This is a genomic window from Ideonella azotifigens (genome assembly GCF_006519715.1).
In the GTDB taxonomy this organism is placed as follows: domain Bacteria; phylum Pseudomonadota; class Gammaproteobacteria; order Burkholderiales; family Burkholderiaceae_C; genus Ideonella; species Ideonella azotifigens.
In genome coordinates, this window is record NZ_VIDT01000031.1 from 1 (window position 1) to 20,187 (window position 20,187).

19 protein-coding genes and 1 other RNA gene are annotated in these 20,187 nt (G+C 65.7%); 8 read left to right on the top strand and 12 right to left on the bottom strand.

The window, feature by feature from the left end; translation table 11 throughout:
• The 10 genes from FKP22_RS03970 to gyrA form a co-directional block, all read right to left on the bottom strand.
• A partial coding sequence (locus FKP22_RS03970) for a tetratricopeptide repeat protein (protein WP_141285398.1) occupies positions 1 to 473 on the bottom strand: 473 nt, incomplete at its 3' end.
• Between the two features lie 11 nt (positions 474 to 484).
• The gene (locus tag FKP22_RS03975; RefSeq protein WP_141285400.1) at positions 485 to 799 is read right to left on the bottom strand and encodes a LapA family protein; all 315 of its coding nucleotides are present in this window, start codon (positions 797 to 799) and stop codon (positions 485 to 487) included.
• Between the two features lie 91 nt (positions 800 to 890).
• On the bottom strand, positions 891 to 1,223 hold the full coding sequence (locus FKP22_RS03980) for an integration host factor subunit beta (protein WP_141285402.1): 333 nt from the start codon (positions 1,221 to 1,223) through the stop codon (positions 891 to 893).
• 124 nt (positions 1,224 to 1,347) lie between these two features.
• The gene (gene rpsA, locus FKP22_RS03985; RefSeq protein ID WP_141285404.1) at positions 1,348 to 3,063 is read right to left on the bottom strand and encodes a 30S ribosomal protein S1; all 1,716 of its coding nucleotides are present in this window, start codon (positions 3,061 to 3,063) and stop codon (positions 1,348 to 1,350) included.
• A 146-nt stretch (positions 3,064 to 3,209) separates the two neighbouring features.
• Positions 3,210 to 5,228 carry a bifunctional 3-phosphoshikimate 1-carboxyvinyltransferase/cytidylate kinase gene (locus FKP22_RS03990; protein WP_141285406.1) on the bottom strand — a complete coding sequence of 673 codons (2,019 nt, stop codon included), beginning with the start codon at positions 5,226 to 5,228 and terminating at the stop codon, positions 3,210 to 3,212.
• Between the two features lie 7 nt (positions 5,229 to 5,235).
• On the bottom strand, positions 5,236 to 6,111 hold the full coding sequence (locus tag FKP22_RS03995; RefSeq protein ID WP_141285408.1) for a prephenate dehydrogenase: 876 nt from the start codon (positions 6,109 to 6,111) through the stop codon (positions 5,236 to 5,238).
• Between the two features lie 14 nt (positions 6,112 to 6,125).
• Entirely contained in the window at positions 6,126 to 7,268 is a 1,143-nt protein-coding gene (gene pheA, locus FKP22_RS04000) for a prephenate dehydratase (RefSeq protein ID WP_141285410.1), read from the bottom strand.
• Positions 7,261 to 8,364 (bottom strand): 3-phosphoserine/phosphohydroxythreonine transaminase, encoded by a 1,104-nt coding sequence (gene serC, locus FKP22_RS04005; protein ID WP_141285412.1) that lies wholly within the window; start codon positions 8,362 to 8,364, stop codon positions 7,261 to 7,263. The genes pheA and serC overlap by 8 nt, the downstream gene beginning before the upstream one ends.
• A 69-nt stretch (positions 8,365 to 8,433) precedes the next feature.
• Positions 8,434 to 9,045, bottom strand: coding sequence for a DUF2059 domain-containing protein (locus tag FKP22_RS04010; RefSeq protein WP_141285414.1), 612 nt, complete (start codon positions 9,043 to 9,045; stop codon positions 8,434 to 8,436).
• Positions 9,042 to 11,681, bottom strand: a complete 2,640-nt coding sequence (gyrA, locus tag FKP22_RS04015; RefSeq protein WP_141285416.1) for a DNA gyrase subunit A — start codon at positions 11,679 to 11,681, stop codon at positions 9,042 to 9,044. Before gyrA ends, FKP22_RS04010 begins: the two co-directional genes overlap by 4 nt.
• Positions 11,682 to 11,938: 257 nt before the next feature.
• Here gyrA and ompA point away from each other — a divergent pair, with 257 nt between their 5' ends.
• From ompA to FKP22_RS04055, 8 genes are all read left to right on the top strand, one after another.
• Positions 11,939 to 12,589, top strand: coding sequence for an outer membrane protein OmpA (gene ompA, locus FKP22_RS04020; protein ID WP_141285418.1), 651 nt, complete (start codon positions 11,939 to 11,941; stop codon positions 12,587 to 12,589).
• A 70-nt stretch (positions 12,590 to 12,659) separates the two neighbouring features.
• Positions 12,660 to 13,361, top strand: a complete 702-nt coding sequence (gene ubiG / locus FKP22_RS04025) for a bifunctional 2-polyprenyl-6-hydroxyphenol methylase/3-demethylubiquinol 3-O-methyltransferase UbiG (RefSeq protein ID WP_141285420.1) — start codon at positions 12,660 to 12,662, stop codon at positions 13,359 to 13,361.
• On the top strand, positions 13,358 to 14,035 hold the full coding sequence (gph, locus tag FKP22_RS04030; protein WP_141285422.1) for a phosphoglycolate phosphatase: 678 nt from the start codon (positions 13,358 to 13,360) through the stop codon (positions 14,033 to 14,035). Before ubiG ends, gph begins: the two co-directional genes overlap by 4 nt.
• A 12-nt stretch (positions 14,036 to 14,047) precedes the next feature.
• Positions 14,048 to 14,419: a transfer-messenger RNA gene (gene ssrA / locus FKP22_RS04035) on the top strand.
• A gap of 211 nt (positions 14,420 to 14,630) precedes the next feature.
• Complete coding sequence (locus FKP22_RS04040; protein WP_141285424.1) at positions 14,631 to 14,816, top strand: hypothetical protein; 186 nt, start codon at positions 14,631 to 14,633, stop codon at positions 14,814 to 14,816.
• Positions 14,813 to 15,613, top strand: coding sequence for a M4 family metallopeptidase (locus FKP22_RS04045; protein ID WP_141285426.1), 801 nt, complete (start codon positions 14,813 to 14,815; stop codon positions 15,611 to 15,613). Before FKP22_RS04040 ends, FKP22_RS04045 begins: the two co-directional genes overlap by 4 nt.
• A gap of 185 nt (positions 15,614 to 15,798) precedes the next feature.
• The gene (locus FKP22_RS04050; RefSeq protein WP_141285428.1) at positions 15,799 to 16,971 is read left to right on the top strand and encodes a hypothetical protein; all 1,173 of its coding nucleotides are present in this window, start codon (positions 15,799 to 15,801) and stop codon (positions 16,969 to 16,971) included.
• Positions 16,972 to 17,296: 325 nt separating this feature from the next.
• Complete coding sequence (locus tag FKP22_RS04055; protein WP_141285430.1) at positions 17,297 to 18,520, top strand: hypothetical protein; 1,224 nt, start codon at positions 17,297 to 17,299, stop codon at positions 18,518 to 18,520.
• Positions 18,521 to 18,641: 121 nt separating this feature from the next.
• On the opposite strand, the gene FKP22_RS04060 is transcribed toward FKP22_RS04055, so the two are convergent.
• Entirely contained in the window at positions 18,642 to 19,109 is a 468-nt protein-coding gene (locus FKP22_RS04060) for a nuclear transport factor 2 family protein (protein ID WP_141285432.1), read from the bottom strand.
• Positions 19,110 to 19,204: 95 nt separating this feature from the next.
• A complete protein-coding gene (locus tag FKP22_RS04065) occupies positions 19,205 to 19,921 on the bottom strand; it encodes a response regulator transcription factor (RefSeq protein WP_141285434.1) in 717 nt (238 codons plus the stop codon).
• Positions 19,922 to 20,187: the final 266 nt, after the last annotated feature.

A 20,187-nucleotide genomic window follows, 5' to 3' on the forward strand; every position in this document is an offset into this window, starting at 1 on the left:
CAGTCGCGCGAGCGCTCATAGAGGTTCAGCAGCGCCAGGCGGGCTTCTGTGTCGAAGGGCGTGCCTTCCAGGGCTTTGTAGCACTGCTCGGCACGGTCGAACAGGCCGGCCTTCATGAAGTCCTGTGCCAGCGCGTGCTGGGCGCGGTCGCGCTCGGTGGCACCCAGGTCGGAGCGGCCCAGCAGGTGCTGGTGCACCCGCACCGCGCGCTCGAACTCGCCGCGGCGGCGGAACAGGTTGCCCAGCGCGAAGTGCAGCTCGGTGGTGTCGGGGTCGTTCTGGACGGCTTCGATGAAGGCGTCGATGGCCTTGTCCTGTTGCTCGTTGAGCAGCAGGTTCAGGCCCTTGAAGTAGGCCTTGGGTGATTCACGGTGCTCGCGCCGCACCTGGCGCAGGTCCAGCCGGGAGCCCAGCCAGCCGAGAGCAAACGCCACGGGCAGGCCCACCAGGAGCCACTGCAGGTCAAAGTCCATCGGCTAGTTGTTCAAACCACGTCGGGCAAGGGCGGCGTCGCCGGGGTCTCTGAGGGAGACGAAGAGGAGGTGGTGCCAGGCTGCTGAGCCGTACCGGTGGCCAGCTGCTGGCGTACACGGCGACGCTGGCGCCACCAGCTGGGTGCCATGGCCAGCACGCCAAAGGCCGTGCCGCCGGCAAAGGCGCACAGCACGATGATGACCATGGGCGCGGTCCACGCATGGCCGAAGAACCAGTTCACCGCAGCGGGTTGCTGGTTGTTCAGCGCAAAGGCGAACAGCGAGAAGAAGATGAAGGCCCGGAAGAGCCAGACGAAGATGTGCATCGGTGCTCCGCGATGGGGCCGATTCTACGGGGCGCGCCGCAATGAAAAAGGGCCCCGAAGGGCCCTTGTGCAACGGACGCCGAAGTGGCGTTCAAGCGGCTTGACTGCCGGCGCTGGCGCTTGCCACGTCTTCCTCGACAGGCAACTGGGCATCCACGCCTTCGCGCAGTGCCTTGCCAGGCTTGAAGTGTGGCACCAGCTTCTCGGGAATCGTCACCTTCTCGCCGGAGCGGGGGTTGCGCCCCACCCGCGGCGGGCGGCGATTGATCGAGAAGCTGCCGAAGCCCCGGATCTCGATGCGGTGGCCGCGCGCCAGGGCGTCGGACATCGCATCGAGCATGGTCTTGACCGCGAACTCGGTGTCTCGCTGCGTCAGTTGCGCGAATCGCTCCGCCAGCTTGGCAACAAGGTCGGATCGGGTCATTGGAGCCCCTCAGCCTGCGGGTACGCCGGCTGGTCCCCCGAGGGGACGCGGGCCGGCTTGGGAGCGGCCCGGCGCTCGGCCCGCTGCTCGAACGAATCGTGGAAGCGGGCCACGGCAGTCAGGATCAGTTGCCCGAGCTGTTGTCCAGCTTGGCGCGCAGCAGGGCGCCCAGGCTGGTGGTGCCGGCGTTTTCGCGCTCGTTGGATTGCGACAGACGCTGCATGGCTTCCTGCTGGTCGACCTGGTCCTTGGCCTTGATCGACAGCTGGATGTTGCGGGTCTTGCGGTCCACGTTGACGATCATCACCGAGACCTGGTCGCCTTCCTTCAGCACGTTGCGTGCGTCTTCGACGCGGTCACGGCTGATTTCGGAAGCGCGCAGGTAGCCCATGACGTCGTCGGCCAGCTGAACTTCAGCGCCGCGCGGGTCCACGGTCTTGACCACGCCGTCGACCACCTGGCCACGGTCATTGACCGAAGTGAAGGTCGCGAAGGGGTCGCCGTCCAGCTGCTTGATGCCCAGCGAGATGCGCTCGCGCTCGACGTCGATGCCCAGCACCAGGGCTTCGACTTCCTGGCCCTTCTTGTAGTTGCGCACAGCCGTTTCGCCGGTTTCGTGCCACGACAGGTCGGACAGGTGCACCAGGCCGTCGATGCCAGCCGCCAGGCCGACGAAGACGCCGAAGTCGGTGATCGACTTGATGGGGCCCTTGACCTTGTCGCCGCGCTTAACCGAGGAAGAGAACTCTTCCCACGGGTTGGCCTTGCACTGCTTCATGCCCAGCGAGATGCGACGCTTGTCTTCGTCGATCTCCAGGACCATGACTTCGACTTCTTCGCCCAGGGTCACGACCTTGGACGGGGCGACGTTCTTGTTGGTCCAGTCCATTTCGGAGACGTGCACCAGGCCTTCGATGCCCGGTTCGATCTCGACGAACGCGCCGTAGTCGGCGATGTTGGTGACCTTGCCGAACAGGCGGGTGCCCGTCGGGTAGCGGCGGGCCACGCCCATCCACGGGTCATCGCCCAGCTGCTTGATGCCCAGCGAGACGCGGTTCTTCTCGGCGTCGAACTTCAGGACCTTGGCGGTCAGTTCCTGACCCACCGTCACCACTTCGCTCGGGTGACGGACACGGCGCCAGGCCATGTCGGTGATGTGCAGCAGGCCATCGATGCCGCCCAGGTCCACGAAGGCACCGTATTCGGTGATGTTCTTGACCACGCCGTTGACGATGGCGCCTTCGTGCAGGGTTTCCAGCAGCTTGGCGCGTTCTTCGCCCATCGAAGCTTCGACCACAGCGCGGCGCGACAACACGACGTTGTTGCGCTTGCGGTCCAGCTTGATGACCTTGAACTCCATGGTCTTGCCTTCGAACGGAGACATGTCCTTGACAGGGCGCGTATCGAGCAGCGAACCGGGCAGGAAGGCGCGGATGCCGTTGACCAGGACGGTCAGGCCGCCCTTGACCTTGCCGGAGACGGTGCCGGTGACGAAGTCGCCGGACTCCAGCGCGGTTTCCAGGCTCAGCCAGGAAGCCAGGCGCTTGGCCTTGTCGCGCGACAGGATGGTGTCGCCGTAGCCGTTTTCGACGGCGTCGATGGCCACCGAGACGAAGTCGCCGACCTGGACTTCAACTTCGCCCTGGTCGTTCTTGAATTCGTCGATGGGCACGTACGCTTCGGACTTCAGGCCGGCGTTGACCACCACGTGGCTGTGTTCGATGCGAACGACTTCAGCCGAGATGACTTCGCCGACGCGCATGTCTGCGCTCTTCAGCGATTCTTCAAACAGGGCTGCGAAAGAGCCTTCGTCGAAGGAGACTTCTTGAGTCTTGGGCATTGGAATTTCCTGTACCGGCTGCGAACGCGGCCGGTTTGGCGGTTTGCTAGGCCGCGGGGTTGAGTTGATGAGTTCACCGTCCCCGGGGTGGCGCGGGCGCGCCAGCAGGCAGGGGCGGTGGGCCCGGCCGTCGCTGAGTCAGCGGTTCAGAACGGCCTGCGGGCCTGCCACCAGCCCAACACCTGTTCGACCGATGCATCGATCGACAAGGCGGAGTTGTCCAGCAAGACCGCATCTTCGGCCGGTTTGCAGGGTGCAACGCTGCGCAACATGTCGCGCTCGTCACGGGCCCGCAAGTCGGCCAATAGACCGTCGAGTGTAGCAGCTACGCCTTTTCCCAGCAATTGCTTGAGCCGGCGGCTGGCGCGTTGCTCGACGCTGGCCGTCAGGAAAACCTTCAGCTCGGCGCTGGGAAAAACCACGGTGCCCATATCGCGCCCATCGGCCACCAGCCCGGGCAGGCGGCGGAAGCTCAGCTGCAGCTGGAACAAGGCCTGGCGCACGGCGGGGTGGACCGAGACCCGCGAGGCCATGCCGCCGGTGGATTCCAGGCGCAGCGGGTCTGTGATGTCGCGCCCGCCCAGCAGCACGCGGTGACCGTCGAAACGCAGGTCCAGTTGGGCTGCCATCATTGCCAGCGAGGCTTCATCTTCCAGCGAGATGCCGGCGTCCTGCGCGGCCAGCGCGGTCGCGCGGTACAGCGCACCGGAGTCCAGCAGGTGGTAGCCCAGCTTGGCGGCGAGCTCGCTGGCCAGCGTGCCCTTGCCGGAGGCGGTCGGCCCGTCAACCGTCAGCACCGGCACGCTGCCGGCCAGTGGCTGCACCAGGTCGAACAAGGCCTCGAAGTAGTCCGGGAAGGTCTTGGCGACGCAGCGCGGGTCTTCGATGCGCACAGGCACCGGTTGTCCAGCGCCTGCGAGCGGATTCAGCGCGGCCAGCGACAGGCACATCGCCATGCGATGGTCGTCGTAGGTGTGAATGCTGGCGGCGCGCCAGGCACCGGCCGGCAGCGGTTGCACCTCGATGAAGTCCGCGCCTTCCTCGACCGTGGCGCCCAGCTTGCGCAGCTCGGTGGCCATGGCCGCGATGCGGTCGGTTTCCTTCACGCGCCAGCTGGCGATGTCGGTCAGCCGGGTCGGGCCGTCGGCATACAGCGCCATCACCGCCAGCGTCATCGCCGCGTCGGGGATGTGGTTGCAGTTCAGCGTGATGCCTTTCAGCGGCCAGGCGCCACGCTTGACTTCCAGCCAGCCATCGCCGCCCTTGACCTGCGCGCCCATGGCTTGCGCGGCGTCGATGAAGCGGATGTCGCCCTGGATCGAGTCCAGGCCCACGCCTTCGATGCGCACCGGCTTGTCTGTCGCGGCGATGGCGCCCAGTGCGACGAAATACGAGGCTGACGAAGCATCGCCTTCGACGTGGATGCGGCCGGGCGTGCGGTAGGCCGAGCCCTGCGGCAGCACGAAACGCCGGTAGCCATCGCGCTGCACGTCAATGCCAAAGCGCGCCAGCAGGCGCAGCGTGATGTCGATGTAGGGCTTGCTGATCAGCTCGCCGTCGACTTCGATGGTGACGGGGCCGTCGGTCGTGACCAGTGGCAGCGCGAGCAGCAGCGCGGTCAGGAATTGGCTGGAGACATCGCCGCGCACGCGGATCGGTGCGCCGGTCTGCAGCATGTGCGTGGCGCCATCGCCCACGCGCAGCGGCGGGAAGCCGGGTTGAGCCAGGTCGGCGACCGGGCAGCCGAGCTGGCGCAGTGCGTCGACCAGGTCGCCGATGGGCCGCTCGTGCATGCGTGGCACGCCCGAGAGTTCAAAGGCACCGCCTTGCGTGGCGGCCAGCACCGCCAGCGCGGCGGTCAGCGGGCGCATCGCAGTGCCGGCGTTGCCGAGGAACAGCTTGGCTTCGCGGGTGCGCAGTTGGCCGCCGATTCCGGTGACCAGCAGCGAGGCGCGGTTGCGCTGCAGCCTGCAACCCAGCGCTTCCAGCGCGGCCAGCATCACGCGGGTGTCGTCGGAATCCAGCAGGTCGCGCACGTCGGTCGTGCCTTCGGCCAGGCCGGCCAGCAGCAGCACGCGGTTGGAAATGCTCTTGGAGCCGGGCAGGCGCACCGTGCCGGCGGCATTCACCAGTGGCGGCAGGTCGAGGAAAGCGGTCGAGTACATGCGGGAATCAGGAACGGCGCGGTGCGCCCAGGCGCCATTGGGCGCGTGCTTCGGAAATGCCTTGCACCAGCGCTTCAAGGGACTCGCCCTGGCAGTCGCGCAAGGTCTGCTCCAACACGCCGAGTGCGCCTCGGAAGTACTCGGACTGGCGCAGCACTTCCTCGCGGTTGGCGATCAGGATGTCGCGCCAGACGGCGGGATCGCTGGCGGCGATGCGGGTGAAGTCGCGGAAGCCCGGGCCGGCCAGTGCGAGGAAGTCCTCGCTCTCTGGCTGCTGCAGGATGCCGGTGAAATACGCGAAGGCCAGCAAATGTGGCAGGTGGCTGACCGCGGCAAACGCGGCGTCATGCGCCTCGGGCGTCATCAGCCGCACGTGCGCACCAATGCCGGTCCAGACGGCGCGGGCCTTTTCCACCAGCGTCGGCAGCGTCTGCGGCAACGGCGTGAGGATGACCTGCCGGTCGCGGTACAGCTGCGCATCGGCATGCTGCACGCCTGAGAGTTCCTTGCCGGCGACGGGGTGCGCCGGCACGAAGGCCACCGCGCGCTCCTTCAGCGAGCGCCGCGCGGCGTCCACCACGTCGCGCTTGGTGCTGCCCACGTCCATGAACAGCACGTCCGGCGAGACCAGGTGGCGGATGGCGCGGAAGGTGGCATCGGTGGCGGCCACTGGCACGGCGATCAGCACGATGTCGGCACCAGAGACGGCCAGCAACGCGCTTTCCGCCGACTGGTCGATCACGCCGAGCTGCTTGGCGCGTTCGGTCGTGGAGGGTGACTTGCTGTAGCCGATCACGCGCTCGACCAGGCCGGCCTGTTTCATGGCCAGCGCAAATGAGCCGCCCATCAGGCCGCAGCCGATCAATCCCAATTGTTTGAACATCGTGTGGGGGTTGCTCAGTGCACGTCCAGCGGGTAGGTGCCCAGCACCTTGAAATAGGCGCAGGCCTGGCGGAGTTCCTGCATGGCGGTGTGCACATGCGGCTCGTCCGGGTGGCCTTGCAGGTCGATGTAGAAGTAGTACTCCCACTGGCCCGAGCGCGCTGGGCGAGACTCGAAGCGCGTCATCGACACATCGTGCGCCTTCAGTGGCTTCAGGATGTCGTACATCGCGCCGGGGCGGTTGACCACCGAGACGACCAGGCTGGTGCAGTCGTGCCCCGAGGCCTTGGGGGCAGGGTGGCGATGCGGGTCGGTGACGATCGCGAAGCGGGTGCGGTTGTGGGTGTCGTCCTGGATCGCGGGCGAGACCAGGTGCAGGCCGTATTCGCTGCCGGCGCGCACGCTGGCGATGGCGGCCAGCTTGGGGTTCAGGGCGGCCTGGCGCGCGGCCTCGGCATTGCTGGCCATGGGCTGGCGTTCGACGTTGGGCAGGTGGCTGGAGAGCCAGCCGTGGCACTGCGCCAGCGCCTGCGGATGCGCGGCCACCACCTCGATGCCTTCGAGCGAGTTTTCCTTGCGCAGCAGGTTGTGGCGCACGAACAGGCTGGTCTCGCCGATGATGAACAGCGGCGTGGTCAGGAAGATGTCCAGCGAACGGGCGACCACGCCTTCGGTCGAGTTCTCGACCGGCACGACGCCGAAGTCGGCGGCGCCAGCCGCGGTGGTGCGGAACACGTCGTCGATGCTGGTGCAGGGCACGCGCACGATGGACGAGCCGAAATAGCCGAGCGCAGCCTCTTCGCTGAAGGTGCCGGCCGGGCCCAGGTAGGCCACGCGGGTGGGCGTTTCCAGCGCACGGCAGGCCGACATGATCTCGCGCCAGATGGGCGCCACGCTGTCGAGCTTCAGCGGGCCCGGGTTCGAGGCCTTCAGGCCGTCGATGACCTGGGCTTCGCGCTCGGGGCGGAAGACCACCGAGCCTTCCTTCTTTTTCAGCTCGCCAACGGCCAGCGCCAGGCCGGCGCGGCGGTTCAGCAGGGCCAGCAGGTCCTGGTCCAGCGAGTCGATCTGCTCGCGCAGCGCCAGCAGTTCCGGCGCGATCGTGGCCGGGGTGGCGGCAGGGTTGGCGGCGGGAGTGCCGGAGGTCGGGTCAGCCATGGCGGCGCACAAAATCCTTCATGTACTCGACCAGCGTTTGCACGCCGGCGAGTGGCATGGCGTTGTAGAGGGAGGCCCGCATGCCGCCGACGGACTTGTGTCCTTTCAGCTGCAGCAGGCCTGCTTCGCGAGCGCCGGCCAGGAAGGCTTCGTTGTGCGAAGCATCGGCCAGGAAAAACGGCACGTTCATGCGGGAACGTGCGTCGGCCGCCACCGGGTTGCGGTAGAAGCCGCCGTTGTCATCGAGGTAGCGATACAGCAGCTGCGAGCGTTCGATCGCGCGCCGCTCCATTTCGGCCACGCCGCCCTGGCGCAGCACGTGCTGGAAGACCAGCCCGGCGATGTAGATGCCGTAGGTCGGCGGCGTGTTGAACATCGAGCCATGTTCGGCGACGACGGTGTAGTCGAAGGCGGTTGGGCAGATCGGCAGCGCGTGGCCCAGCAGGTCTTCCCGAACGAAGACGATGGTGAGCCCGGCAGGGCCGATGTTCTTCTGCGCGCCGGCAAAGGCCAGGCCCACGCGGGACCAGTCGATGCTGCGCGACAGGACGTGCGAAGAGCAGTCGACCACCAGCGGCGCGCTGCTCCCCAGCGCGGCGAGGTCAGGCAGCGTCTGGAACTCGACGCCGTGGATGGTCTCGTTGGAGCACAGGTGCAGGTAGCTCGCGCCTTCGCGCAGTTCCCAGCTGGCCGGCGCCGGCAGGGTGGTGAAACCGCTGGCTTCGTTGCTGGCAGCCGCGCAGGCATTGGCGTAGCGGCCGGCCTCTCCGAGCGACTTCTTGCTCCACGCGCCGGTGACGATAACGTCCACCAGACCGCCGCGCGACAGGTTCATCGGCACGATGGCGTTTTCACCCAGTCCGCCGCCCTGCATGAACAGGATGCGGAACTCGGGTGGTACCGCCAGCAGCGCGCGCAGGTTGCGCTCTGCCGTCTCGTAGATCTCGATGAACTCCCTGCCGCGATGGCTCATCTCCATCACGCCCATGCCGGAGCCATGCCAGTCCAGCATCTCGGCTGCGGCTTCGCGCAGCACCTCTTCAGGCAGCATGGCCGGGCCGGCCGAGAAGTTGAAGGGGCGGGTACGCGCTGTCATGGCGGGCGGGTCGGCAGGGAAACGGAGAGGGCCAGCAGCCGCGGGGCGCTGCCAGCCGGAGCGTGCAACTTACTTCTTGACTGGCGCCTTGGCAGCCGGCTTGGCCGCACCAGATGCCGCAGGCGCGGGTGCCGCCGCGCCGTTGATGCCCAGCTTCTTGCGCAACGAGTCTTCCAGCGCGCGCAGCTTGGGCTCCACCGTCGGCTTGGTGTCAGCCACCAGCTTCTCCTGCAGGTTGTTCAGCATCTGCGGGCCGACTTCGTTGAACTTCTTTGCGGCCGGTGATTCGAGCCACGCGACCAACTGCTTGAGCTCGTCCTCGCTCATCTTCTCGTCCAGCAGCGAGCCCATTGCGGTTGGCGCCAGCTTGGTTGCCCGGTCGCGCAGCAGCGGGGCCAGTTCGTCATAGAACTGCTTGATGTCGGCTTGCACCGACTTGCCGACGGCTTCCTGCTTGTCTGCTGGAAGTTGGCTGACCGCCTGGCCGGCAACCTGCAGCACCTGCTGGGCCGTCTGGCCCGCGATGTTCTGGCCGATCTGCTCGATCGACGGTTGCTGCAGCTGGATGACGCGCGCGATCAGGTCCTTCTTGGCTTGCGAGCTTTGGGCCTGGGCGGCGCCGGTCAGGGCAAAGCCTGCCAGCACGAGCGCGGCAAGCCGCGTGCGATGGTTCATCATCATCCGTTGGTGTCCTCTGGGCCGGTGTCGGCGTCGGTTTCAGGTTCGATGGCGTCTGCCGCATCGTTTTCGACGATGCGTTGCAGGCCGGAAAGTTGGGAGCCGTCGTCCAGCGCAATCAGGGTCACGCCTTGCGTGGCGCGGCCCAGTTCGCGGATCTCCGAAACCCGGGTGCGCACCAGCACGCCCTTGTCGGTGATCAGCATGATCTCGTCGTTCGGGCGCACCAGCGTGGCAGCGACGACCTTGCCGTTGCGCTCGCTTTGCTGGATGGCGATCATGCCCTTGGTGCCACGGCCGTGGCGGGTGTACTCGACGATGCTGGTGCGCTTGCCGTAGCCGTTCTGGGTGGCGGTCAGCACGCTCTGCGTCTCGTCTTCTGCGACGAGCATCGCGATCACGGTCTGGTTGTCTTCCAGCATCATGCCGCGCACGCCGCGCGCCTGGCGGCCCAGCGGGCGCACGTCGTCCTCGTCGAAGCGCACGGCCTTGCCGCCGTCGGAGAACAGCATCACGTCGTGCTTGCCGTCGGTCAGCGCGGCGCCGATCAGGTAGTCGCCCTCGTCCAGGTCCACGGCAATGATGCCGGCCTTGCGTGGGTTGCTGAATTCGTCCAGTGCCGTCTTCTTCACGGTGCCGCGTGCGGTGCACATGAAGATGAAATGGTCGGCCGGGAAGGCGCGGTTGTCACCGGTCAGCGGCAGCACCACGGTCACCTTCTCGCCAGGCTGCAGCGGGAACATGTTGACGATGGGCTTGCCGCGGCTGGCGCGCCCGCCCTGCGGCACTTCCCAGACCTTCAGCCAGTAGACGCGGCCGCGGTCGGAGAAGCACAGGATCCAGTCGTGCGTGTTGGCAATGAAGAGCTGGTCGACCCAGTCGTCTTCCTTGGTCGCGGTCGCCTGCTTGCCGCGGCCGCCGCGCTTCTGGGCGCGGTACTCGGCCAGCGGCTGGCTCTTGAAGTAACCGGTGTGGCTGAGCGTCACGACCATGTCGGTCGGCGTGATCAGGTCCTCGGTGCCGAGTTCCTGCACGTTGTGCTCGACCACCGAGCGGCGCGCGCCGATCTTGGTCTGGCCGAATTCCTGGCGCACGGCGGTCAGCTCTTCACCGATGATGAAGGTCACGCGCTCGGGCTTGGCGAGGATGTCCAGCAGGTCGGCAATCACCGACATGACCTCCTTGTACTCGCCAATGATCTTGTCTTGCTCCAGGCCGGTCAGGCGCTGCAGGCGCATCTGCAGGATTTCGCCTGCCTGGTCTTCCGAGAGTCGGTACAGGCCGTCCGGCTGCATGCCGAAGTGCGCTGGCAGGCCTTCGGGGCGGAAGGACTCGCGGCCGCCAGGCGCGTCCTGCTCGGCACGGGTGAGCATCTCGCGCACCAGCGAAGAGTCCCAGCTCTTGGCCATCAGTCCGGTGCGGGCAACCGGCGGCGTCGGCGAGTTCTTGATGATCTCGATGAAGTCGTCGATGTTGGCCAGTGCCACCGCCAGGCCTTCGAGCACATGGCCGCGCTCGCGCGCCTTGCGCAGCTCGTACACCGTGCGGCGCGTGACGACTTCGCGGCGATGCTCCAGGAAGATGTCCAGCAGCTGCTTCAGGTTGCAGAGCTTGGGCTGGCCGTCGATCAGGGCCACCATGTTGATGCCGAAGGTGTCCTGCAGCTGCGTCTGCTTGTACAGGTTGTTCAGCACCACCTCGGGCACTTCACCGCGCTTGAGCTCGATCACCACCCGCATGCCGGACTTGTCCGACTCGTCCTGCAGGTGGCTGATGCCTTCGATCTTCTTCTCGTGCACCAGCTCGGCAATGCGCTCCAGCAGCGTCTTTTTGTTGACCTGGTACGGCAGCTCGTCCACGATGATGGACTGGCGCGCGCCCTTGTCGATGTCCTCGAAATGCACCTTGGCGCGCATCACCACCCGGCCGCGGCCGGTTCGGTAGCCTTCGCGCACGCCGTTGATGCCGTAGATGATCCCGGCGGTCGGGAAGTCCGGCGCCGGAATGATCTCCATCAGCTGTTCCAGCGTCGCGTCCGGCACCTTCAGCAGGTGCAGGCAGGCGTCCACCACCTCGTTGAGGTTGTGCGGCGGAATGTTGGTTGCCATGCCGACGGCAATGCCGGTCGCGCCATTGACCAGCAGGTTGGGCAGCCGGGTCGGCAGCACCAGCGGTTCCCTCTCGGAGCCGTCGTAGTTCGGGCCGAAATCGACGGTTTCCTTGTCGAGGTCGGCCAGCATCTCGTGGGCGATCTTCGACAGGCGGATTTCGGTGTACCGCATGGCCGCAGCGTTGTCGCCGTCGACCGAGCCGAAGTTGCCCTGGCCGTCCACCAGCATGTGGCGCAGCGAAAAATCCTGCGCCATGCGCACGATGGTGTCGTACACAGCCGTGTCACCGTGCGGATGGTACTTACCGATCACGTCGCCGACGATGCGGGCGGACTTCTTGTAAGCCCGGTTCCAGTCATTGTTCAGCTCGTGCATCGCGAACAGCACGCGGCGGTGCACCGGCTTCAGGCCGTCGCGCGCATCGGGCAATGCGCGCCCCACGATCACGCTCATCGCGTAGTCGAGGTAGGAGCGCCGCATTTCCTCTTCGAGGCTGATGGGCAGGGTTTCTTTGGCGAATTGGGTCATGAAGCGACAGGGTGCGGCCAGCCTTGACGCAGTGCGCGCGGGCGAAGCGTCCATTCTAAGCTGCCGGGCTTGTGGCTCATGAACAACAAGTTCGGCGTGATTGGTCGGCCGCGCCCAGAGAATACGAGCCAGCGGAAGCCCTATGGCACAATCAGTTGTCGCTGGTGAATGCTAGGGAAAACTAGCATTTGCTGGGTATTTCGCTTCCGATTTGGACGTATCGCAGGCAACCTGCGGCTTTCCTTGAGAGGAGAATCATGAAGAAACTGAACAAGGTGGCGATGCTGTTCGCAGCTGCCGCACTTGCCGCGCCGATGTCGAGCGCTTTTGCCCAGACCGTCGATAACTGGCGCGCTTCCGATGGCACCGTTTGGAAGAACGGCACCAACGAACTGTGCTGGCGTGACAACTTCTGGACGCCTGCTACCGCGGCCCCTGAATGCGATGGCGCGCTGAAGCCTGAGGTGAAGCCGGTCGCTCCGCCTCCGGCCGTCGCTCCGGCGCCTGTGGCCCCGCCGGTTCCGCCGAAGCCGGTGCCTGTCGCTCCCGTGAGCGAGAAGGTGACCTACGCTGCTGACGCCTTCTTCGACTTCGACAAGTCTGTCCTGAAGCCCGAAGCCAAGGCGAAGTTGGATGACCTGGTCAGCAAGACCGCTGGTATGAACCTGGAAGTCATCATCGCCGTCGGCCACACCGACAGCGTTGGTTCTGACGCGTACAACCAGAAGCTGTCGGTTCGCCGCTCGGAAGCTGTCAAGGAATACCTGGTCAGCAAGGGCATCGAAAAGAACCGCGTGTACACCGAAGGCAAGGGCGAGAAGCAACCTGTGGCCGACAACAAGACCGCCGAAGGCCGCGCGAAGAATCGCCGCGTGGAAATCGAAGTGGTTGGTACCCGCGCCAAGTAATCGGTTTTCCGATCACATCGAAACCCCGCCCCGGCGGGGTTTTTTCATTTCTCGCCGTACCATTCGAGCCATGGTGAATGCAGATCCCCAAGAACTGAGCAAATTCGGCGAACTGGCCCACCGCTGGTGGGACGCTGAAGGTGAATTCCGGCCTTTGCACCAGATCAATCCCTTGCGGCTGGACTGGATCGCCGGCCTGGCGAAGCTGCCTGCCGCCGAGGTGCTGGACGTGGGCTGCGGCGGTGGCATCCTGGCTGAATCGATGGCGCGCCGCCAAGCCACGGTGCTGGGCATCGACCTGTCGGTCAAGCCGCTGAAAGTGGCTCAGTTGCACGCGCTGGAAGCCGGCGTCGAGAACCTCAGCTATCGCGAGGTCGCGGTCGAGGTCCTGGCCGAAGAGCGGCCGGCCAGCTTCGACATCGTGACCTGCATGGAGATGCTGGAGCATGTGCCCGATCCGGCGTCCGTGGTGCGCGCCTGTGCCACGCTGGTCAAGCCCGGTGGCCGGGTGTTCTTCTCCACCCTGAACCGCAACCTGAAGTCTTTTCTGTTTGCCATCGTCGGTGCCGAGCACGTGCTCAAACTGCTGCCCAAGGGCACGCACGAATACGCGCGCTTCCTCAAGCCCAGCGAGCTTTCGGCCTTCGCGCGTGAAGCCGGCCTGGAGGTCTCGGCGTTCAAGGGCATGGAATACAACCCTTTCACGCAGCGCTACTGGTTGTCCGCGCGCACCGACGTGAACTATCTGATGGCTTGCCGCAAGCCGGCATGAACCCGGGTTCACAAAACCGGCCGACGGCCGTGCTGTTCGACCTTGATGGCACCTTGATCGACAGCGCGCCCGACCTGGCCAACGCCGCGAACTGGCTGCGCGGCCAGCATGACTTGCCGCCGCTGCCTTACGCGCAGCTGCGGCCCATGGTGGGCAGCGGTGCCCGCGGCATGATCGGCGTGGCCTTTGGTATCACACCGGTAGACACTCGCTTCGAGGCCTTGCGCGATGCCTTTCTGGCTCGCTATGCCGAGGCCCTGCTGCAAGACACCACAATATTTGCCGAGGCGCAGCCGCTGCTGGCGGCGCTGGATGGCGCCAGCCTGCCCTGGGGCATCGTCACCAACAAGGCGGCCCGTTTTGCCGAGCCGGTGGTGCGGGGCCTGGCCTTGCACACGCGGGCCGGCACGCTGGTCTGCGGCGACACCATGCCTCAGGCCAAGCCCCACCCGGCGCCACTGCTGGAAGCTGCGCGCCGCCTGGGCGTGGCACCACATGACTGCGTCTACGTGGGCGACGACCTGCGCGACGTCCAAGCCGGCCAGGCCGCCGGCATGCGCACCGTGGCCGTTCGCTGGGGCTACCTCGGCGTGGGCGAGCGCATCGAGGACTGGGGTGCCGATCTTGTCGTCGAAAGCCCCGATCAGCTCTTGAACTGGCTGGATCTGGCTTAAACTAAGCCTCTTGGGGCCGACCTGGTTTCGACGTTGGTACTGAGTTGGGACAGGGCATGCCGAGCACCAGTTCGCTCGTAAAACCACTGGAAACAAAGTAACTGCAAACGACTCTACGTTCGCACTCGCCGCTTAATTGCGGTTGAGCCTCTCAACGGTTGGCCTATGGGCCGGGTCCAAGCCGCAAGGCAAGGACTGAGAGGTTAATCACATAGGCTGGTGTCCCGGTTGGCCATGGGCCGGGATGCGAGATCAAGTGGCTGGTTGGCTGGATAGCGTGCTGCTGCGCGATCCGGTCGGCGAGATCCAAATCAGACAGCTAAGCATGTAGATCTTCCTGGCGATGGCTGACGGACGGGGGTTCAATTCCCCCCGGCTCCACCATTCACACCGGTTCACAGCGAACCGAAAAAGGCAAAAAAGCCCTAGAGAATCAACGCTCTAGGGCTTTTTCTTTGCTTGGTCGCCGGAGGTGTGAAACGCGCCTTGTGGCCCCGCATGGACTGTCAATTCGCATGGAATTCGCATGCGAAAAGTCGAACCACCTGTCCACCACACACCGATTCGGTAGCAGGTCCGGCTTGCCTCTTGCTGTGTGGTCGCCACCGTGTCGGTGACAGTCATGGTCTGCGTCTTTGACGCTGCCGAGGCAACGGTGCCAGTTCGAAGCGGTGAGTTCAACGGTGTTTCGCAGGCACCGCAGCGTCGGCTGGACCTCGCCGTCGAACCCAGGCTGCCCGGTGCGTCCGCCGAAGCGCTGGCGCTGAAAAATCGGAGGTGAAAGACAGCTCTGTCCTTTCCCGACAACTGGTGATCTACGCGCCTGACGGGCAGGCCAGACTGGCCTGGGAGGTGGTGGTGAGCGGGAGCGACAGCGTTGGCGGCCCGGCGCGCATGCACGTGCTGGTCGACGCGCATCAGGCCCGATTGCTGGGTCGCTGGAACGACACCCACAGTGCCGACAACAAGGGCACGGGCAAGTCGCTGTACTACGGTACCGTGCCGCTGCACGACACGGTCAACAAGGCCGCCACCAAGTACACGCTGCAGGACAACACCCGCGGTGGCCACTATGTGGTCGACATGAACGCTGGCGCCGATCAGGAGTCGCTGTTCACCGCCACCGACAACATCTGGGGTGATGGCACGATGGCCGACCGCCAGACCGATGCCGCCTATGGCCAGAACGTCACCTGGGACTTCTACAAGAACCTGCTGGGGCGAAACGGCATCGCAGACGATGGCAACTGCGCCCACTCACGCGTGCACTCCGATCTCGACAACGCCTACTGGGACGACCAGTGCTTCTGCATGATGTACGGCGACGGCGGGGCGCAGTTCAAGCCGCTGGTGGCCCTGGACGTGACAGACCACGAGATGACCCACGGCGTGACCTCGCGCACCGCCGGCCTGATCGGCATCGGCCGGGACAAGGCCACCAGGATCTGGTACCGCGCGCTGTCGGTCTACATGGTTTCGACCGAAACGCTGGCGATGGCCCGCGTCGACACCATCAAGGCGGCAGAGGGCCTGTACGGCGGTGAACCGGCCCTGAACGACGGCGCCTTCGCAGGTTAGATTCCTTGAGTCCGCCGGCACGCCGGCGGATTCCCCGGGGTTGGCATCATTTGCCAGCGACAAGGCCTGTCATACAGTGTGAACAGACGGGCCGCTTGCTGTGGCAGACCTGTTGTTGTTCATCCGAGGAATTTGTGCGTAGCTCTCATCATCGATTCGCAGCGTCGTTGTCGCTGCTGGCTGGCTTGGCCAGCCTGGTTCCGGGCGCAGTGCATGCCCAGCTGAAGCCGGGGTTTGCGCCGAACGAGACCTTGGCGGCGCCGCGCAAGGACTTGCTGGATTCCGAGTTCAGCCAGTCGCGCAACCTGTTCACCTGGTGTGACAAGGACGGCCGGCTGTGGGTGGGCACGGTGGACCCGGCCAACGGCAACATCCTGAAGCCAACCTACAAGATGCTGGACGCGGACGCGATCACGCCGCAGGACATGAAGATCACCACGAACGGGCCGGAGTGGGTGAGCACCGCCACAGGCGACCAGGTGATCTACACCAAGTTCGTCGGCGACCCGAAGGCCTCGACGGCGCGGCTGGCGCTGGTCGAGGGCAGTGCGGACGGCAGCACCTGGGGCGCGCCCACCTTGCTGGGTCCGGACGCCGGCCGCAACGCGCCTTATGGCAGCGACGATGCGGACGATCCGAACCCCCGCATCAGTTATGTGGACGCCAAGAACAACCACTACTGGCGCTACCTCCATGACGCGGCGTCCGAGGTCAAGGTGCAGGGCATGAAAAAGACGCCCAAGCCGATCTCGGTGCGCTTCTCCAAGGGCTACAACGGGCTGGTGTATTCGCAGGCCGTTGACAGCGTCAACCAGGTGTTCTTCCTGCAACTGGACACCAACAAGCTGGTGCAGATCACCAAGGACGATGGCGCCAAGGACGCGCGCACCGTGCCGTGGATGTGGCGCGCACCGGAGTTCAACGACAAGCTGACGGTGCTGACGACCGTCAACGAAAACGAGCTGCGCTTCTACCGCAAGCAGGACGGTGGCGACGGCAGCAGTGCCTGGACGCAGATCAACAGCATCAAGCTGGCCGAAGGCGACACCGTGGCATCGCCCGAGCCGTTCACCTACAACGGCAAGTCCTATGTGGTGCTGGCGGTCAAGCGCAGCGGTTACGACTACCCCACTGCGGTCTACATCGCGGCCGTGGCACCGGACGCGCCAACCCCGTTGTGGAAAGTCAGCGACGACGCGGACAACCACGAGCGCATCGACCCGGAGGTCTACATCACGACCGCCAACGGACCGGTGATCTTCTACAACAAGTTCGACCCCTCGCTGGACACCACTGGCGAACATCCGAACTGCGCGGCCTGCTCCGAAGGGCTCTACCGGGCCAGCACAGGTCTTTGACCACCGCGCCTGGCAGGAAAGGAGGCGCCGCTCGGCGCCTTTTTTCCGCGCGCAAGCCGGTAGGACGCAGCGCTCCACCCCGATGAACTTGCCCGGTCTGTGCGATATGCCGCACGCGGCAGGGCTGTATCCCTAGTCTGCAGGGGTACGGGTAGACCCTGGTCGTCGGCCGTCCTCGGCCATACTTGTGACAAAGTGTTCAAAACACTTCCGATGGCCGGCGCTTCGCGGGTTGGCCAGGTCTGCCGCAGCGCGTTGGGCGCTGTGCCAGGCGCCCAGGAATCGATGTTGTTTCGAGGAAGTCGTGAGTCACAGCCCCATTCGAATGACCCGCAGGCCCGCGGCGGCCGCCACCCCATCCACCACCTTGTTCGCAATGCTGGCCAGTGTCTGCCTGATGGGCCCGGCCCTGGGCCATGCCCAGGTGAAGGCCGGCTTCGCGCCGAACGAGTCGCAAGCTTCCACCCGCAAGGACTTGATCGACAGCGAGTTCAGCCCCTCGCGCAACATGTTCACCTGGTGCGACAGCCAGGGCCGGTTGTGGCTGGGCACCGTCGATCCGGTCACCGGCAACATCCTGAAGCCGACCTACAAGCTGCTGGATGAAGACGCGATCACGCCCAAGGAGATGCTGATCACGACCAACGGCCCGGAGTGGATCTCCACCGCCACCGGCGACCACGTGGTCTACACCAAGTTCGTCGGCACGCCGTCGGTCGACACCGCGCAGTTGGCGCTGGTCGAAGGCAGCGCGGACGGCACGACCTGGAGCGCGCCCCAGTTGCTGGGCGCAGGCAATGCGCCCTACGCCAGCGACGATGAAGGCGACACCCAGCCCCGGATCAGCTACGTCAATGCCAAGGGCCAGCACCTTTGGCGCTACCTGTACGACGAGTCTTCCGAGAAGAAGGTCAAAGGCATGACGGCGACCAAGCAGCCGGTGTCGGTGCGCTTCGTCAAGGGCGACAAGAGCCTGGTCTATGCCCAGAAGGTCAAAGGCGGCACCAAGCAGGTCTTCAAGCTGGCGCTGGATGACAGCAAGGAGCCCGTGCAGCTGACCTTCGACGAAGGCGAGAAGGACGCGCGCACCGTGCCGTGGATGTGGCGCGCACCGGAATACAACAACAAGCTGGTCCTGATGACCACGGTCAACGAAAACGAACTGCGCTTCTACAAGGGCGACGGCAATGGCAACTGGGCCGTTGTCAACAGCGTGACGATGCCCGCGGGCACGGTGGTGCGCTCGCCCGAGCCCTTCACCTATAACGGCAAGTCCTACGTGTCGCTGGCCGTCAAGAGCGACGCCTACGATTTCCCGACCGCGATCTACATTGCCGCCGTGTCGCCCAATGCCAAGACCAAGCTCTGGAAGATCAGCGACGACACCGACCTGCACGAGCGCAGCGATCCGGAAGTGTTCGTGACCGCGAACGGCCCGGTGGTGTTCTACAACAAGTACGACCCGTCCTTGATGACCGGCGACCAGACGGACCCGGCGCGCTGCTCGGCCTGCTCCGAAGGCCTGTTCCGCGCCGCCAGCGGGCTCTGATTGCGGGCACGCTCATCGCAACCCCGCCAAAACTGCGTTCAGATGGCTTGCAATGTGGTGCAGCGGGCGGGGCTTTGCACCAGGGCTTGCCAGCTGGCTGTTTGCCACAAAAAGGCCGGGTTTACAGCCCCAGCTCGCTCAGGCCTGGATGGTCGTCCGGCCGGCGGCCCAGCGGCCAGCGGAACAGGCGCTGGTCTTCGGCGATCGGCCGGTCGTTGATGCTGGCGTGGCGCTGCGTCATCAGGCCGTCGCCGTCGAACAACCAGTTCTCGTTGCCGTGGCTGCGGAACCATTGGCCGGCGTCGTCATGCCATTCGTAGACAAAACGCACCGCGATGCGGTCGCCTTCAAACGCCCACAGTTCCTTGATCAACCGATAGTCCAGCTCGCGCGCCCACTTGCGTTCCAGCAGCGCCTGCGCCTGGTCGCGGCCGACCGGGAATTCGACCCGGTTGCGCCAGCGCGTGTCGGCGCTGTAGACCAGCACGATGCGCGCCGGGTCGCGGCTGTTCCAGGCGTCTTCGGCCAGGCGGATCTTCTGGACCGCGGTCTCGCGGGTGAACGGGGGCAGGGGCGGGCGTTGGGACATGGGGATGCTCGGCGGAAGTCAGGGGCCAGAGGATGCCATGCAGGCCATCGCCCGAAGCCGCGCCCGCCCGGCCGCCACCGCGGCAGCAGGGTGACTCAGCTCGCCGACGCCAGTGCCCGCGCCGGTTCTGCCTGCGGGCTGACGGCCGGCATGCGCCAGCGCGCTGGCGCGGCCTCCACTTCCGGTTCGTCCAGTGCTGGCAGGTCGATCAGCAGGCCGCGCTTGTCCGCGGCCAATGCCACCTCGGTGCGGTTGCTCGCGTCCAGCTTCTGGAACACCGATTTCAAATGCGACTTCACGGTGCCCAGCGCGATGTCCAGCCGCTTGGCAATCGCCTTGTTGCCGTGGCCGGCCACCAGCAGCCGCAGCACATCGGTCTCGCGGCTGGTGAGCAGCGAACCGGCCACGCTGTCGGCCAGGCGTTGGGCGGCCAGCGTGCCGATGCGGCGCATGCCGCAGTGCAGTGCGCGCACCGCGTCGACCAGCTCGTCGAGCCCGCAGCCAATCGTCAGGTAGCCGCGCACACCGCTTTCGAGTGCATGGCGGATCTCGCGCTCGCTGTCGCGGCGCGTCAGGATCAGCACCCGCGCGCCCAGTGAGCCGAGCGAGCGTCGTGCGGGTTCGGCCTTGCCGAGCGCGATGCAGCGCAGGCCTTGCGCGTAGTCGGCAATCACCACGTCGGCCTGGCCTGGGTCGGCCTGCGGCGACAGCAGCACCATGTCAGGCTGCGCGCCCAGCGTGGCCCGCAGGCCGGCGCACAGCAGCGCGTCGTCGTACAGGACAAGGACTTTGATCGTGAGCAGATCGAGCATGGCGGCCTCCAGGCAGTGGGTGAGCAGATGATGGAACCGGTTGTGCCGCGGCGCGAGTGAATCGACGTGAATCACCGTGAAGCGAAGAGGCTCGGCCGATGTGAATCGGCGTGAATGCCGACCGGTGGCGGGATGATTCAGATTCCTCTTTTTAGGGCCGCCAGCAGCGTGGCCGCTTCGCGCAGGTCGCGCGCGTCGTGGCCTTCGTCGAAGCGCGCCAGCATCGGTGCCAGCGTGGTCTGTGCGGCCTGCAGTCCTCGTGCGCG